Genomic DNA, 17335 nt, shown 5'->3' with positions numbered 1-17335 from the left:
GGGCAATGGCATTAACAGCAGCACAAGTTCAACAATTGAACGTTCAATTTAAAGGGATACCGCCGGAAGAAATTATTTCTTGGGCCGTAAAACACGGGCAGACTCCTGTGGTTACCACCAATTTTAGACCATACGAAGTGGCTATTTTGCACGCCGTTTCAGAAGTGAAAAAAGATATTCCTGTAGTTTGGTGCGATACGGGGTACAATACGCCCAAAACATATAAACATGCAGAAGAATTGATCGAAAGGTTGAGCTTGAACATAAAATTATATGTACCAAAACAAACCACCGCGCATAGAGATGCCGTAATGGGTATACCGCAAATAGATGATCCTAGGCATGCAGAGTTTACCGAGCAGGTAAAGTTGGAGCCGTTTAAAAGGGCAATGGCAGATTTTAAGCCAGATGTTTGGTTTACTAATCTTAGAAAAGGTCAGACTGCACACAGGGATAGTTTGGATATATTAAGCCTAAGTAAAGATGGGGTTTTAAAAGTGAGTCCGTTCTACCATTGGAACGATACTCAATTAGATACGTATTTAAAAAAATATAACCTACCTAACGAGCATAACTATTTTGATCCTACCAAAGTGTTGGCAAATAGGGAGTGCGGGTTACATAGTTAATCATAGGTAGTAGGAAAAATAAAGATAATTGATCTAAAAAATTAGAATGAGTAATACAAGCACCGAGTTGGAAGTAACACCATCCACTGAACTTTTGCAGGATACATCCCATATCAATGCCCTTGAGAATGAGGCCATTTATATCATTAGGGAGGTTGCAGCTCAGTTTGAAAAGCCTGTACTGTTGTTTTCGGGTGGAAAAGACTCGATCACATTGGTACGTTTGGCACAGAAGGCATTTTGGCCATCAAAAATTCCTTTCCCTTTAATGCATATTGATACAGGTCATAACTTTCCTGAAACCATAGAATTTAGAGATAGGTTGGTAGAAGAGTTAGGTCTAGAATTGATTGTACGTAATGTACAGGATTCTATTGATCAAGGTAAGGTGAAAGAAGAATCTGGTAGGTATTCAAGTAGAAATAGCTTGCAGACAACGACGTTGCTAGATGCCATTGAGGAATTTAAGTTCGACGCTTGTATTGGTGGAGCTCGTAGAGATGAAGAGAAGGCACGTGCAAAAGAACGTATATTTTCTGTTCGTGATGATTTTGGTCAGTGGGACGAGCGTAATCAGCGTCCGGAGTTGTTCGATATGTTGAACGGGCAAATAGAATTGGGACAGAACGTAAGAGTGTTTCCTATTTCTAACTGGACGGAGCTAGATGTTTGGTCCTATATTAAAGAGGAACAAATTGAAATTCCTTCTATCTATTTTGCGCATAAGCGTAAAACCTTCTTAAGGGATGGTATGATCTGGTCTGCAGAAGATGGTATCGTATTTAGGGAAGAAGATGAGGTAGTAGAAGAGCGTTTGGTGCGTTTTCGTACCGTAGGCGATATGTCCTGTACGGCAGCCGTTCTTTCAGATGCAGAAACAATCGATAAGGTAGTAGAGGAAATTAGGGATTCATCCATTTCAGAGCGTGGCGCGCGTATAGACGATAAGCGTTCAGAAGCGGCAATGGAAAAAAGAAAACAACAAGGATATTTTTAATCTGGTTGATAGTTGTTAGTTGTTCGTTGATAGTAGATTACGAATAAAACTAACAACCAACAACCGACAACGAACAACGAAATTGGAAGTACTAAAAATAGCAACAGCAGGTAGTGTAGATGACGGTAAAAGTACCTTGATTGGGAGAATATTGTATGATACAAAGTCACTGACCAGCGATAAATTAGAGGCAATAGAAAAGACCAGTAAGCAAAAGGGATATGATTATTTGGATTTCTCTTTGGCAACAGATGGTCTGGTAGCGGAACGTGAGCAAGGTATCACGATCGATGTGGCCCATATCTATTTCTCAACGGCAAAGAAAAGTTACATTATAGCAGATACACCTGGGCACGTAGAATATACGCGTAACATGGTGACCGGAGCTTCTACTTCGCAAGCGGCGATCATTTTGATCGATGCACGTAAAGGGGTAATAGAGCAAACTAATAGACACTTTTTTATCAATAACCTATTACGCATAAAAGATGTAGTGGTAGCTATTAATAAGATGGATCTGGTAGACTATTCTGAAGAAACCTACAATGCAATTAAAGCTGATTTTGAGGCATTGATGGCAAAGAGAGATTATCAAGATCAGAAAATCACTTTTATTCCTGTAAGCGCGTTGAAAGGGGATAACGTAGTAAACTTGTCGGACAAGACCCCTTGGTATAAAGGACAGTCTTTGTTAGAGCATTTTGAAGCATTGGATAGAAAGGATATTTTCAATGTGGGTACACCACGTTTTCCGGTGCAATATGTTATCCGTCCAAAAACGGATGAGCACCATGATTTTAGAGGATTTGCCGGTAAAGTATATGGTGGCGAATTAAGCGTAGGCGATGAGGTAGTGGCGCTTCCATCACAGACACGTTCTAAAATAAAGGATATTTATTTTCATGACAAGAAGTATAAAACGGCATCTAGGCGATCATCGGTAACCATAACGTTGGAAGATGAAATTAATTTGAGTCGTGGAGATATGTTAGTAAAAGCGGGCGATCTGCCAACGGTAGACAAGCAATTTACGGCAACGATCTCTTGGATGGATTCATTGCCTTTGGCGGTCGGTAATAAATATATTGTTCAGCATGGTGTCAATAAAGTATTGGCGAAGGTAGAGCAAGTTCATCATAAGATCGCTCCGGATTATTCTGGTATAGATGAGAAAACGGAGTCTTTGGGCATGAATGATATTGCTCAAGTGAGTTTCCGTTTGAATAAACCAATTTTCTATGATCAATTTAAAAATCACAGAACAAACGGTTCATTTATATTGATCGACACAAAATCCAACAGTACCGTAGGTGCAGGATTCATAAGTTAATAGAAACATGTCAATTTTATATTGACTGTTTTTATTAAGTCTATAAAATCTATAGGCAAAATATAGTAATAATTTACATCGGTATTTATACTGAACATTTAATACTAAGCAATGCAAAGTTTTAGAACAGAATTAGAAAATCAGGTAGTTGAAAAGGATATTCTTGAATTGGAACGTAAAATTCATGAGTTTCATGGTGGCAAGCTAGATGAAGAAAAATTTAGAAGTCTTCGATTGGCACGTGGTGTTTACGGACAGCGTCAAGAAGGGGTTCAAATGATTCGTATAAAGTTGCCTTATGGTAAGGTGACCTCTAAGCAGTTGCTTCGTATTTGTGATGTGTCGGACGAATATTCTACAGGTAGATTGCATATTACCACACGCCAAGATATTCAGATCCACTATGTAGATTTGAATAGAACGCCGCAGTTGTGGGCAGAATTGGAGAAAGATGAAATTACTTTAAGGGAAGCCTGTGGTAACACGGTACGTAACGTAACCGCAAGTGAAACCGCTGGTATTGATGTTGATGAACCTTTTGATGTTTCACCATATGCACACGCATTATTCCAGTATTTCTTAAGAAATCCTGTGAGTCAAGAAATGGGACGTAAGTTCAAGGTTTCTTTTTCCGCAAGTGATGCAGATACAGGTTTGTCCTATATGCATGATTTGGGCTTTATTGCCAAAATACAAAATGGCGAAGTAGGTTTTAAAGTAATGCTTGGTGGCGGATTGGGTTCCCAACCACGACATGCCGATGAGTTGTATAGCTTTTTGCCTGCCGATCAGATAATTCCTTTAATGGAAACCGTGGTTCGTGTTTTTGACCGTTACGGTGAACGTAAAAGTAGAGCTAAAGCTAGAATGAAATTCTTGTTGAAAGATTTAGGTCTTGACGGATTTAAGGAGCTTTTGGCGGTAGAGAAAACGGCGGTACCTTTTGATACTTTTCCAATAGACCCAGAGGCATATCCTAAGGTAAAGGTGTCGGAATTAGAGGTTCCGGCAGTAGAAATTAGTGACGTAAAAGCTTTTGAACAATGGAAATCTACCAACGTAATACCACAAAAACAACCAGGTTATGTTGCTTTGGGTATTAAAGTGTTATTAGGTGATTTCTATACGGATAAGGCACGTTTATTGGCAAACTTGGTACAGAAATATGCAGCGGGTGAGTTAAGATTGTCCTTACGTCAAAATATTTTGATTCCTTTCGTAAAAGAAGAGAACGTAGCATTCTTTTATACTGAATTGGAAAAGTTAGGTTTTGTAGAGGCTGGTTATAATAAGGCTCTTGATATCACTGCTTGTCCTGGTACAGATACCTGTAATTTAGGAATTGCAAGTAGTACGGGAATTGCAGAGGAACTGGAAAGAGTGATAAAAACAGAATATCCAGATTATATCAACAACGATGATGTTGTCATAAAAATCAGTGGTTGTATGAATGCCTGTGGGCAGCACAATATGGCAAATATTGGTTTTCAGGGCATGTCGGTTCGTACAAAGGATAAATTGGTAGCTCCTGCGCTTCAGGTATTGTTGGGCGGTAGCAATGATGGTAACGGTAACGGTCGTTTTGCGGACAAAGTGGTGAAAGTGCCAAGTAAAAGAGGTCCGGAAGCATTGCGTTTGATCTTAAATGATTTTGATGCCAATGGTGGAGATCTGTCGTTCCCGGATTATTATGCCGAAAAAGGACAAATGTATTTCTATGATTTTCTTACGCCATTATCATCAATAGATGACTTAACGCCAGAAGACTTTATAGATTGGGGTAATACGGAGCGTTATGAAAAAGCTATCGGTGTAGGTGAATGTGCAGGTGTTGTTATCGACTTGATCGCAACATTACTTTTTGAAAGTGAAGAGAAAATTCAGAATGCACAAGAAATGTTCGATGCCGAAAAATGGTCTGCCAGTATCTATCACGCATATTCTTCTATGGTAAACTCGGCTAAGGCGATGTTGACCGCTGAAAATACAAAAGTGAATACCCACGCAAGTATCATTAAGGATTTTGATGAGAAATTTGTTGCCGATGGCAGAATTGCCGTAGCCGGCGGATTTGAAAAATTGGTACTTCAATTAAATCAGAACGAGCCAACAAAAGAATTTGCGCAATCGTACATAAAGGATGCGAAAGAATTTTTGGAGAGTGTAGAAAAGTTCAGACAGCAAGAATTGGCAGAAGCATAGATAATGGCAAATCATTTACAACATATAAAGAAACCTAAGTTAACCGTAGTTGGTGCAGGACCAGGTGATGTGGAGCTGATCACGTTAAAAGCGATCAGAATGCTGGAAAATGCCGATGTGGTTTTGTACGATGCTTTGGTGAACGAGGAGTTGCTGGATTATGCCAAGAATGCGGAATTGATTTTTGTAGGTAAACGCAAAGGATGCTATGCATATCAACAAGAGCAGATTAATGAGCTTATTGTGAGCAGGGCAAAATCTAACGAACATGTGGTGCGGTTAAAAGGAGGAGATCCTTTTGTATTCGGTCGCGGTTCGGAAGAAATGGAATATGCCGCCTCGCATGGGTTGCAAGTAGCCATGGTGCCAGGTATATCGTCAAGTTTGAGTGTGCCTGCATATCAAAACATTCCGGTAACAAAAAGAGGTTCTTCAGAAAGTTTTTGGGTAATAACAGGAACTACAAAAGAGCATAAACTATCAACTGATGTTGCCTTAGCTGCAAAAAGTAGTGCTACGGTAGTCATATTGATGGGGATGTCAAAACTTCCTCAGATAGTAGAATTATTTAAGTCTGAAGGTAAATCGGAATTACCGATAGCTATAATTCAGAACGGAACACGAAAGGACGAAAAAATAGGAATTGCGACTATAGATACCATAGTTGATGTGGTGGAGAAAGAAAAGCTTTCTAATCCTGCGATCATTATCATAGGTGAAGTAGTTAGACATCGTGAAGCGTTAGCGGAGGCGACGCATAAGTTTGCTGAAGAAAATGTCAGTTTTGTTGAAGTAATCAAAGGATAGCATATTTAGTAAAGGATAAGTATATAGATTAAGTAAAATTAAAAGAAGCTAAAAAGTAGTTGTATAGAATGATGTCAACTTTGTATAATTACTTTTTACTAAAAAGAGAATTATGATTAAAACAGATATGCTCATTATAGGAGCAGGACCTACCGGATTGTTCACGGTATTTGAAGCAGGATTATTAAAGTTGAAAACGCATTTAATAGATGCATTGCCACAACCAGGTGGTCAGTGTTCAGAGATATATCCTAAAAAGCCTATCTATGATATTCCTGCATTTCCAGAAATTTTGGCGGGTACTTTGGTAGATAACCTTATGGAGCAGATAAAGCCTTTTGAACCAGGATTCACTTTGGGAGAAAGAGCGGAAACTTTAGATAAATTAGAAGATGGTTCTTTTGTCGTAACAACGAATAAAGGAACAAAGCACAATGCGCCTGTAGTGGTAATTGCTGGGGGGTTAGGTTCTTTTGAACCAAGAAAACCACCTATTTCTAACATTGTAAACTTTGAAGATACAGGTGTTTCCTATATGATCAAAGACCCAGAAGTATATCGCGATAAAAAAGTGGTCATTGCCGGTGGTGGTGATTCTGCCTTGGACTGGGCTATATTTTTGACCGATGTAGCGGCAGAAGTAACCTTGGTACACAGAAGGGATGAATTTAGAGGGGCATTGGATTCCGTTGAAAAAGCATCAGAACTGGCGAAACTGGGTAAAATCAAGTTGATTACCAAAGCTGAGGTAAAAGAACTACATGGTGAAAATGAACTTAAGGCAGTGGTTATTAAGCACACGGACAAGGAAAAAGAAGATACTTATTTAGAAGTGGATAATTTTATTCCTTTATTCGGTCTGTCTCCTAAATTAGGTCCTATAGGTGATTGGGGCTTGGAAATTCAGAAAAATGCCATTAAGGTAAATAATGCAAAAGATTACCAGACCAACATACCGGGGGTATATGCCATTGGTGATGTAAATACTTATGAAGGTAAGCTGAAATTGATACTTTCAGGGTTTCACGAAGCAGCCGTTATGTGTCAATATGCATACCAACAGATCAACCCTGGTAAGCGTTTTGTCATGAAATATACTACCGTAGGTGGGGTAGAAGGTTTTGACGGTTCTAAGAAAGAAGCTAAGAAAGAGGTGGTACAGAGTATCGCATAACTTATTTATTTGGTTAGTATGACCTCCGGATGCTTATGGTGTACGGAGGTTTTTTTTATGACAATTTTTGAAAATTTCGTGGACTAAAAAACCTATTGAAGTTTTGGTTAAGAACGGGTAGTACCGTTACTTTGCAATTCGTTCCTGAATAGATTGAACTGTTATCAAGAAAGGCGGAGGGACTAGACCCTGTGAAACCTTGGCAACCCTTTCCAAAATGGAAAAGAAGGTGCTACATTCTATCCTGTAAATAAGGACAGATAACTGAAGAAAGAACGTTTCCCATTCCTTTCCTTACTTGATTTTACAATAAAATAATGCGAACATAGAATTTGTTATAGCGCAAAATGAAGGATATAAAAGAAATATTAAAAGAGCGAATCCTGATCTTGGACGGTGCCATGGGTACTATGCTGCAACGGTATAAGTTTACCGAAGAGGATTTTAGGGGAGAACGTTTTAAGGATTGGGAACACCCCTTGCAAGGTAATAATGATTTATTGTCATTGACCCAGCCAGATGCAATTGCGGATGTACATCGTAAATATTTTGCTGCCGGTGCAGATATTGTAGAGACCAATACCTTTTCGGGAACTACAATTGCTATGGCAGATTATTTCATGGAAGATTTGGTGTATGAGCTGAATTATGAATCGGCCCGCATTGCCAAAATGGTAGCAGATGAATTTACTGCAAAAGAACCAAATAAACCTCGTTTTGTAGCCGGTAGTATTGGGCCCACCAATAAAACGGCAAGTATGTCGCCCGATGTTAATGACCCGGGTTACAGGGCTATTTCTTTTGAAGAGTTGCGTGTGGCCTATAAACAACAGGTGGAAGCTTTATTAGATGGCGGAGCGGATATTTTATTGGTAGAGACCATATTCGATACACTTAATGCAAAGGCGGCATTATTTGCCATAGAAGAAGTTAAAGAGGAAAGAAATATAGATGTTCCCATAATGGTTAGCGGTACTATTACAGATGCATCCGGTAGAACATTATCGGGTCAAACGGCCGAGGCATTTTTAATATCCATATCCCACATTCCTATTTTATCCGTTGGGTTTAATTGTGCTTTAGGTGCAAACCAGTTGGTACCTCATTTAGAGGTGTTGTCCACCAAAAGTGAGCATGCGGTCTCTGCGCACCCCAACGCCGGTTTGCCAAATGCATTTGGAGAGTACGACGAAACTCCCCAACAAATGGCGGAACAGATCAAGGAATACGCAGAAAAAGGATTGGTAAATATAGTTGGCGGTTGTTGCGGAACCACTCCAGAACATATTACTGCGATTGCTGAGGTTGTGAAAAATTTTGCTCCGCGTCAATTTTAGTTGTTGGTAAATAAATCGTTTTTCGTTTCTCGTTAATGGTTTATCGTGTTTTTTTCTAAAAATATGAAATGGATTATAAAGAATTAGATATTTGGGTGCAGGCTAGGATGTTGGTGAAAACAGTATATGTTTTGACGAAGTCCTTTCCTCAAGATGAGCAATTTTCTTTAACCTCACAGGTGAGAAGATGTGTTATATCTGTTCCTTCAAATATTGCTGAAGGTTGTGGAAGACAATCCAATAAAGAAACAATTCATTTTTTACATATTGCTAGAGGCTCCTTATTCGAGTTGGAAACCCAGTTGATTTTAGCAGGAGATTTAAATTATATTTCAGATATAGATATCGTTTTAAAAGAAATAGAAAGAGTGAAAAAGTTGTTGAACGGATTCATAAATTATCACAAGAAGTTATGAGTAAAGAGAACGAACAACGAACAACGAATAACGAACAACGTTTTCTAAAGCTTAGCGGCCTAGAACCCCTAATTGTTACCCCGGAGACCAACTTTATAAACGTTGGTGAGCGAACAAACGTTGCGGGTTCAAAAAAGTTTCTTCGTTTAGTAAAAGAGGAAAAGTTTGAAGAGGCGTTGGCAGTGGCTAGGGAGCAGGTTGAAAATGGTGCCCAGGTTATTGATATAAATATGGATGACGGATTGATCGATGGTAAACAGGCCATGGTGAAATTTTTAAACCTTGTTATATCGGAGCCGGATATTTCTCGTGTGCCTATTATGATCGACAGTTCTAAATGGGAGATTATTGAAGCCGGTCTGCAAGTTGTTCAAGGTAAATGTGTGGTAAACTCCATTAGCTTAAAAGAGGGCGAAGAACAATTTATACACCACGCCAAACTCATAAAAAGATATGGTGCCGCGGTAATCGTTATGGCTTTTGATGAGGTGGGTCAGGCAGATAATTATGACCGTAGAATTGAAATAGCAAAACGTTCGTATGATGTTTTGGTGAACAAGGTAAACTTTGCGCCAGAGGATATCATTTTCGATTTAAATATTTTTCCGGTAGCAACGGGAATGGATGAGCATAAATTAAATGCTGTCGATTTTATTGAAGCTACAAGATGGGTACGTGAAAACTTGCCACACGCCAGTGTAAGTGGTGGCGTTAGTAATGTCTCGTTCTCCTTTAGGGGCAATAACCCGGTGCGCGAGGCTATGCACTCGGTCTTCTTGTACCACGCTATAAAAGCGGGTATGAACATGGGTATTGTAAATCCAAGTATGTTAGAGGTGTATGATGATATTCCAAAAGATTTATTGGAACATGTAGAAGATGTTATTCTAAATAGGAGGGATGATGCAACGGAGCGTTTGCTGGATTTTGCCGAATCTGTAGTTGGTAAAACCAAGGAAAGTAAAATAGATCTATCGTGGCGAGAAGAACCTTTACAAGAGCGTATTACCCGTGCCTTGGTAAAAGGTATAGATCAATATATAATTGAAGATGTTGAAGAAGCCAGATTGGCGGCCAATAAGCCAATTGAAGTTATTGAGGGCAACCTAATGACGGGTATGAACGTGGTGGGCGATTTATTCGGTAGCGGAAAAATGTTCTTGCCGCAGGTGGTAAAGTCTGCCCGAGTGATGAAGAAGGCGGTAGCTTATTTGTTACCCTATATTGAAGAAGAAAAGTTGTTGAATCCTCAAATAGGGGATACCGATAATGCCGGTAAGATATTAATGGCAACCGTAAAGGGAGATGTTCATGATATCGGTAAAAATATTGTAGGTGTAGTACTGGCGTGCAACAACTATGAAATCGTTGATCTAGGCGTAATGGTTCCACCGGAAAAAATTATTGCGGCAGCCATTGAGCATAACGTAGATATTATTGGGCTTAGCGGATTAATTACACCGTCATTGGATGAGATGGTGCATTTGGCAAAGGAAATGCAACGTAAAGATTTCAGCATTCCGTTGTTGATCGGTGGGGCAACCACCAGTAAGGCACATACCGCGGTAAAGATTGATCCACAATATAAAGAGGCAGTAGTTCATGTAAACGATGCTTCTAGAGCGGTAACCGTGGTGGGCGATTTATTGCAGAAAGAAACATCTACGAGCTATAAGAAAAGTATAAAAGATGATTATGATGTGTTTAGGGAAAAGTTCTTGAACCGTTCATCTAGTAAAACATATAAGCCAATTTCTGCGGCACGGAGAAATAAGTTTAAAATAGATTGGAAAACTTCTGAAATTGTAAAGCCGAACAAATTGGGTGTTCAGGTGATCGAAAATTTAGATCTAAATCTTTTGGTACCCTATATAGATTGGACTCCCTTCTTTAGAAGTTGGGAACTGCATGGTAAATACCCGGCAATATTGACCGATGAGGTTGTTGGGGAACAAGCAACCGATTTATTCGCAGACGCTCAAGAGATGCTGAACAAGATAATTTCCGAAAAGAAATTAAAGGCTAAAGGTATTTTTGGACTGTTCCCTGCGAACGCTATTAATGACGATGATATTTTAGTTGATACTAGTTCAAGTTTAGGTGGGAATACTGGGTCGCTGAGCGGAGCCGTAGCGGATGGGAACCATACTTTCCGTACCCTTCGTCAACAATTGGAGCGTAGGGAAGGGGTTGCGGATTATGCCTTGGCAGATTTTATTGCTCCAAAAGAATCTGGGAAACAAGACTTCATAGGTTGTTTCTGTGTATCCACAGGTTTTGGAACGGCAGAATTGGCGGCACAGTATGAGAAAGACCTGGATGATTATAACTCCATCATGGTAAAAGCTTTGGCGGATCGTTTGGCCGAAGCGTTTGCCGAGTATTTGCATAAAGAGGTAAGGACCAAACATTGGGGTTATGCTGCCAATGAGGATTTGAGCAATGAAGATTTAATCAAGGAGTCTTATAAGGGTATTCGTCCTGCGCCTGGTTACCCTGCCTGTCCCGATCACTTGGAGAAATTGACCATTTGGGATGTTCTTAAAGTAAAGGAAACCATAGGTGTGGAGTTGACGGATAGTCTGGCCATGTGGCCTGCGGCATCTGTAAGCGGGTATTATTTTGGTAACCCACAGGCCCGCTATTTTGGACTTGGAAAGATTAAGGAAGATCAGGTAAAGGATTTTGCGGAACGAAAGGGGATTTCGTTTGAAGAAGCGGAAAAATGGCTTGCGCCAAATATAGTGGACTAATGCGTTAGGGATTGCAGCGGCATCTTTTTCTATTTTTGAACGAAGTCCGGGTCAAGTTTAAATGTTTGATCAAATAGAAAAAATATAGCGTAAAGCCCGCCCGAACGTCCAAAAGGAAATAAAGTAAAAGTTTAAAAGAAAAGTCGATTACATATAAACCGACCAACTTAAATTAGAATGAAAGTTACAGACCATATCACCAATGCAAAGGGAAAAACACTTTTCTCTTTTGAGATCGTACCACCGGTAAAAGGGAAAAATATTCAGGAATTGTATAACAATATTGATCCTTTAATGGAATTTAATCCGCCGTTCATAGATGTGACCACATCGCGTGAGGAAACCGTTTATGTCCAGAAAGAAGGATTATTGGATAAAAAGACTACGCGCATGAGGCCGGGGACGGTAGGTATCTGTGCTTCTATTCAGCATAAGTACAATGTTGATACGGTACCACATGTTATTTGCGGTGGCTTTACCAAGGAGGAGACCGAATATATGTTGGTAGACTGCCATTATCTAGGCATTGAGAATGTAATGGCCTTGCGCGGTGATGCCCGTAGTGAACAAAAATATTTTGAGCCTACCCATGGTGGGCATTCCTATGCCATTGAGCTGGTAGAACAGATTCAAAACCTGAATAAAGGCAAGTATCTGCACGAAACTGTTGAAGCTGAACATTCTAGTGAGTTTTGTATAGGTGTTGCAGGTTATCCTGAAAAGCATTTGGAATCTCCATCCTTACAATCAGATTTAAAAAGGTTGAAGGAAAAGGTAGATGCCGGGGCAGATTATGTGGTAACACAAATGTTCTTTGATAACAAAAAGTATTTTGAGTTTGTAGAGGCGGCAAGGAATTTAGGTATTAATGTGCCAATTATTCCAGGTATAAAACCAATTGCGGTAAAAAGGCATCTGCAATTATTGCCACAGGTATTCAGGATAGATTTGCCCCAAGATCTTATAGAGGCCGTAGATCAATGTGCAACAAATAAGGATGTGCGAGCCGTGGGTATAGAATGGGCCATTCAACAATCTAAAGAGTTGAAGGCGGCAGGGGTACCTGTATTGCATTATTACTCAATGGGTAAATCCGATAATATAAAGGCAATAGCAGAAGCACTTTTTTAAAGGTTTTAAAAAGTATTAAGTAGAGAATTTAAGTACAAAGTGTCCGATAAGGATAATACTTACTACGTAATACTTCGTACTTAATTCTTATAACTATTTTTGCCCACAATGAATTTTAAGTTTCTATCCATTGTAATGTTATCGGTAAGTTTTTGTTTTGCGCAAGAAGGTGCTGAGAACAAGAAGTACACGCTTGATGCCAACCAATTCTATGGTTCCATCATACTGCACAATCCAGATATATCACATTTAATAACATCGCACCCTGCCGGGGTTATTTTAAGTTATAACCGTAAAACGTACGGTGCGGAAGAATGGGAAGAACTGTATAATTATCCAGATTTAGGTTATTCCTTTATCTATCAAAATTCCAATAACCAAACGTTGGGTGATGCCTTTGGGCTATACGCGCACTATAACTTTTATTTTTTTAGGAGAAATGTACAATTAAGGATTGGTCAGGGCATCGCCTATGCCACCAACCCCTATGATAAACAGACCAATTTCAGGAACAACGCCTATGGCTCTGATTTTTTAAGTTCAACCTATTTAATGTTCAATTTCCATAAAGAGAATATTGTGGCCGGATTAGGGTTTAAGGCAGGTATTTCATTGATCCATTACTCAAATGCCAATTTTAGGGCACCCAATACCTCTACCAATACATTGGCGTTCAATGCAGGTTTTGTGTATGATCTTGATGGTGGAAAGGAACTGGAATATGTATACAGGGAAAAAGAAAAAATGACAGAGCCGTTACGTTTTAATCTGGCATTGCGGTCAGGAATTAATGAGAGTGACGTTATTGATTCCGGTCAATACGGTTTTGTAGTCCTATCTGCATATGCAGATAAAAGATTAGGAAGAAAAAGTGCTATACAATTAGGCGTAGATGCATATTTCTCCAATTTTTTAAAAGAATTGATACGTTTTCAAAGTATTGCGTTTCCAGAAAATAATGTTGCGGCCAACGATGATTATAAAAGGGTAGGTATGTTTATTGGGCATGAACTTTTCATTAATAAACTATCTGTCATAGCACAATTGGGCTTCTATGTGTATTACCCTTTTGATTTTGAAGGGCGCATGTACAACCGTATAGGCTTAAAACGTTATTTTGGAAACAAAGTATTTGGTGTAATGACCTTAAAGTCGCACGGAGCAAAAGCAGAGGCCGTTGAATTTGGTATAGGAATAAGAATGTAAGATGGTAAAATTGATAAAAAATCCACTTAGTTGTCTGATCGGGCGAAATCCAGTCCTTTTTATCCTGTCAGGAATTTTAATGGTCCTAACTATCTCTTGCGATTCTGAAAATGCTTCAGATTGTTTTCAGGATACCGGGGAGATTGTAAAGGATGAGGTTATAGTACCTGAGTTTACAAAGATCACGGTTTATGAGAACGTAACCTTGATTATAAAACAGGGCTCTATTCAAAAAGTAGAAATAGAAACAGGCGAAAATTTAAGAAATGAAGTTGCTGCCACTGTTGAGGATGGTCGCTTGCTGCTCAGTGATACCAATGATTGTAATTACGTGCGTGATTACGGAATTACGGTAATATATGTGACCACCCCCAATTTAACCGAAATTAGAAGTAGTACGGGATTTCCTATACGATCGGACGGGGTATTGGACTTTGATAGCCTAAGTCTTTTGTCGGAAAGTTTTACGGTGCCGGACGCCGAAACAACGGATGGGGAGTTTGTGTTGGACTTAAATGTAACATCGCTCGGTATTACAGTAAACGGTATTGCATATTTTAAATTAGCGGGTGTTGTGGAAAGTCTGAATATTAATATAGCGGCCGGTGATTCTAGAATTGAAGCGGAAGAATTAACGGCAGGTCGTGTTAATTTTAACCATAGGGGAACCAACGATATACGGGTAAACCCCCAAACAAGTTTAAATGGTGTTATTAGGGGTACGGGCGATGTGCTTAGTTATAACAGACCGGCATCCGTAGATGTGGAAGAATTGTATAACGGACGATTGATATTCGTGGAATGAACCCGATCCTTAGATATATTAAAAATGTATTTGCCGCCAAGAGGGTTTTAGGGGAAGATAGAAATTTGACCGGAATGGTCAAGGCAGATTATTTACTACAGAGATTGATACTGGAAAAAAAGGTTCCAGGTATTTCCATTTCGGTAATTAAACAAGGGAAAACAGTTTTTGAAAAAGGATATGGGTATGCAGATTTGGAAAGTAAGCGCCTTATAGACCCCAAAACTTCAATTTTTAGAATAGCCAGTGTATCCAAACCTATTGCTGCAACGGCACTGGCCCATATGGTTCAAGAAGGGAACCTAAGTTTGGATGAATCTTTTTACACCTATGTTCCTGACTATCCTAAAAAGAAATGGGATTTTACCATACGGCAATTGGCAGGGCATACAGCAGGGATTAGGGCGTATAAAGGAAAGGAGTATGGGTTAAACCAACCACTAACCATACCCAAAGGTTTGGAAATTTTTAAGTTGGATCCATTGGTTTATGAACCGGGAACCGATTATCTGTACAATAGTTTTGATTGGGTCATGATCGCTGCCGCCATGCAACGGGCCAGTGGAATTCCCTTTGAGGAATATGTACAAAAAAAGGTTTTGGACCCTTTAGGTATGCTGAACACATATACGCCAATAGGTCATCCGGAACGCGGTCAAAATGAAACTGGCAATGATGTTAATTCTATTGCTAAATTAAAACATCAAGACTTGGTGACCACCTTTTATACAAAAGATAGGGCAGGATTTAGAAAAGCGATACCCGTAGATAATTTCTACAAATTGGCGGGCGGTGGCTATTTATCCACTTCTACGGACATTGCAAAATTTGGACAGGCGTTCCTGGATAAAAAAGTTATGGTTGGTGAGGGGCTGTTGAGCCAGTTTTTAACTGCGCAAAGCGTTCAGGGTAATTCTACATTTTATGGTTTGGGTTGGCAAGTAAGTGAAGATGTAAGGGGCAGAACATTTTTTGGGCATGTAGGAAACGGGGTAGGCGGGTATGCCAATTTCTTTGTGTACCCTGGGCAGCAATTGGTTTTTTCAATTTTAATTAACTGTACGGATCCAAAAATACAACAGGAATTGGATGCTGTAATAGCATGTTTTTTTGAGAACGCTCCATCAGCCTAACTATTTAAAATTTCATAAGACTATTAGAAAAGGTATATTAGTCTAATTGAATTTTAAGATGATTTAAATGCACCGACCAACCAATAAAACATCACCTTCAGAACACATAAAAAATGGGAATTGGCTTCAGCGTTTAAAGGATGAAAGTTGGGAGGCAGAACTATTAGTCTCCGCAATTGCCATTTTTGGTACGTTTCAGTTATTTGGGTTGGTAGATTGGGCCACCAATAAATTTATAGATTTATTGCCCGTGGAGCAATATGAATACGGTTATTTTATTTCGTTCATGGGTTTGCTTGCCGTGAGTATTTTGGTTTCCATGTTCATTATTCATTTTTCGTTAAGGGCCTATTGGATCGGATTGGTTGGCCTTAATTCGGTCTTTCCTGATTATGGTATAGAAGATAGTGCATACTCAAAAATCTATACCTCCAAATTATTAAAAGTATTGCCCAGACAAGAAGATACCATACAAAAGGTTGATGAGCTGTGCAGTGTTATTTTTTCCGCGGCATTTACCATTTTGTTAATCTATGCATATATGTCTTTACTGGCCAGTGGTTATATACTTCTGTTTAATTTGTTGTCTTCCTATGTACCGGCCCATGTTCTTTTGATTCCGGCCTTGTTATTGGGAATCTTGGTCACCGTGCAAAGTATATTGACCATTGTCGGAAACATAAAAAGGTTCAAGGAAATAGAATGGTTGCAGAACTGGTCTTTCAAAATAGTACGCTTGGCTTCAATGTTATTGTATGGACCGTTATATAAGAACATTTTACAGGTTTCTATGGTGTTCGGTTCCAATTTTAAAAAGAAAAAATGGTTGGTACGTTTGGTTTTGTTGTTTTTTGTATCAGGTATTTGTTTATCCGTAATTAAGATCAAGGATACCAACATATATTATCTTTTGGGCGTAGATAGGTATTATGCCGATCAAATGTATTTAAGTTTTTATGAAAACCAAAGTGCGGATAAATCATTTTTGTTGACACCTCAAATTCAATCGGACTTAATTGAGGGCCAAACTGTTAGGTTGTTTATTCCGGTTTTTCAACAAGAGCGAAATTATCAGGAGTCTACCTGTGGTACCTATGAGGATGATGCAAGTTTATCGCAAAATGATAATACTTTAAGCATACGGGCGTTTTATCTAAAATGTTATGAAAATTACCATACTATAAAGTTAAACGGCGAATTGTTGACAATGAATATTTTGAAAAAGAATCATCCGGTTTCAGGTCAATTTGGTATTGTAACGTATATCGATAAACAATTATTAAAGTCAGGAGAGAATACCATAATGGTCACTAAAACATTAGGCGATGTAAAGGAGTATAATTGGTCTATTCCATTTTACTTTCAGCCCAATACTAGGACAGCTCCTTAATTTTCTGAATTTTTTAAATAATAAA

General features: G+C 39.0%; 14 protein-coding genes and 1 riboswitch. All 14 genes read left to right on the top strand.

From position 1 onward, the window contains the following. The first annotated feature begins 5 nt into the window (after positions 1-5). The 14 genes from JM81_RS07635 (at position 6) to JM81_RS07570 (ending at position 17310) form a co-directional block, all read left to right on the top strand. Positions 6-629 (top strand): phosphoadenosine phosphosulfate reductase family protein, encoded by a 624-nt coding sequence (locus JM81_RS07635; protein WP_089262424.1) that lies wholly within the window; start codon positions 6-8, stop codon positions 627-629. A gap of 46 nt (positions 630-675) precedes the next feature. Then, on the top strand, positions 676-1626 hold the full coding sequence (gene cysD, locus JM81_RS07630) for a sulfate adenylyltransferase subunit CysD (RefSeq protein ID WP_245838967.1): 951 nt from the start codon (positions 676-678) through the stop codon (positions 1624-1626). 82 nt (positions 1627-1708) lie between these two features. After that, the gene (locus JM81_RS07625) at positions 1709-2956 is read left to right on the top strand and encodes a sulfate adenylyltransferase subunit 1 (protein ID WP_144801949.1); all 1248 of its coding nucleotides are present in this window, start codon (positions 1709-1711) and stop codon (positions 2954-2956) included. Between the two features lie 111 nt (positions 2957-3067). Further along, entirely contained in the window at positions 3068-5158 is a 2091-nt protein-coding gene (locus JM81_RS07620) for a HEPN domain-containing protein (protein WP_144801946.1), read from the top strand. 3 nt (positions 5159-5161) lie between these two features. Next, positions 5162-5965, top strand: a complete 804-nt coding sequence (gene cobA / locus JM81_RS07615) for a uroporphyrinogen-III C-methyltransferase (protein WP_144801943.1) — start codon at positions 5162-5164, stop codon at positions 5963-5965. Between the two features lie 112 nt (positions 5966-6077). Then, positions 6078-7139, top strand: coding sequence for an NAD(P)/FAD-dependent oxidoreductase (locus JM81_RS07610; protein ID WP_071340185.1), 1062 nt, complete (start codon positions 6078-6080; stop codon positions 7137-7139). Positions 7140-7297: 158 nt separating this feature from the next. Further along, a riboswitch (SAM riboswitch) is annotated at positions 7298-7406 on the top strand. 80 nt (positions 7407-7486) lie between these two features. Further along, positions 7487-8476: a homocysteine S-methyltransferase family protein gene (locus tag JM81_RS07605; protein ID WP_144801940.1), complete on the top strand. Its 990-nt coding sequence runs from the start codon at positions 7487-7489 to the stop codon at positions 8474-8476. 68 nt (positions 8477-8544) lie between these two features. Further along, positions 8545-8892: a four helix bundle protein gene (locus tag JM81_RS07600; RefSeq protein WP_144801937.1), complete on the top strand. Its 348-nt coding sequence runs from the start codon at positions 8545-8547 to the stop codon at positions 8890-8892. Beyond that, positions 8889-11645, top strand: coding sequence for a methionine synthase (metH, locus tag JM81_RS07595; RefSeq protein WP_261374995.1), 2757 nt, complete (start codon positions 8889-8891; stop codon positions 11643-11645). The genes JM81_RS07600 and metH overlap by 4 nt, the downstream gene beginning before the upstream one ends. A 177-nt stretch (positions 11646-11822) precedes the next feature. After that, positions 11823-12776 carry a methylenetetrahydrofolate reductase [NAD(P)H] gene (gene metF, locus JM81_RS07590; RefSeq protein WP_089262414.1) on the top strand — a complete coding sequence of 318 codons (954 nt, stop codon included), beginning with the start codon at positions 11823-11825 and terminating at the stop codon, positions 12774-12776. A 108-nt stretch (positions 12777-12884) separates the two neighbouring features. Beyond that, positions 12885-13982 (top strand): acyloxyacyl hydrolase, encoded by a 1098-nt coding sequence (locus JM81_RS07585; RefSeq protein WP_144801933.1) that lies wholly within the window; start codon positions 12885-12887, stop codon positions 13980-13982. 1 nt (position 13983) lies between these two features. Continuing rightward, positions 13984-14787: a head GIN domain-containing protein gene (locus JM81_RS07580; RefSeq protein WP_144801930.1), complete on the top strand. Its 804-nt coding sequence runs from the start codon at positions 13984-13986 to the stop codon at positions 14785-14787. Further along, complete coding sequence (locus tag JM81_RS07575; RefSeq protein WP_144801927.1) at positions 14784-15920, top strand: serine hydrolase domain-containing protein; 1137 nt, start codon at positions 14784-14786, stop codon at positions 15918-15920. The genes JM81_RS07580 and JM81_RS07575 overlap by 4 nt, the downstream gene beginning before the upstream one ends. Before the next feature lie 67 nt (positions 15921-15987). Continuing rightward, a complete protein-coding gene (locus tag JM81_RS07570; RefSeq protein WP_144801924.1) occupies positions 15988-17310 on the top strand; it encodes a hypothetical protein in 1323 nt (440 codons plus the stop codon). Positions 17311-17335: the final 25 nt, after the last annotated feature.

Origin of the sequence: Maribacter sp. MAR_2009_72 (assembly GCF_007827235.1) — a bacterium.
GTDB classification, from domain to species: Bacteria; Bacteroidota; Bacteroidia; order Flavobacteriales; family Flavobacteriaceae; genus Maribacter; species Maribacter sedimenticola.
Note: the sequence above shows the minus strand (reverse complement) of the source record. Positions and strands in the feature narration are given on the sequence as shown.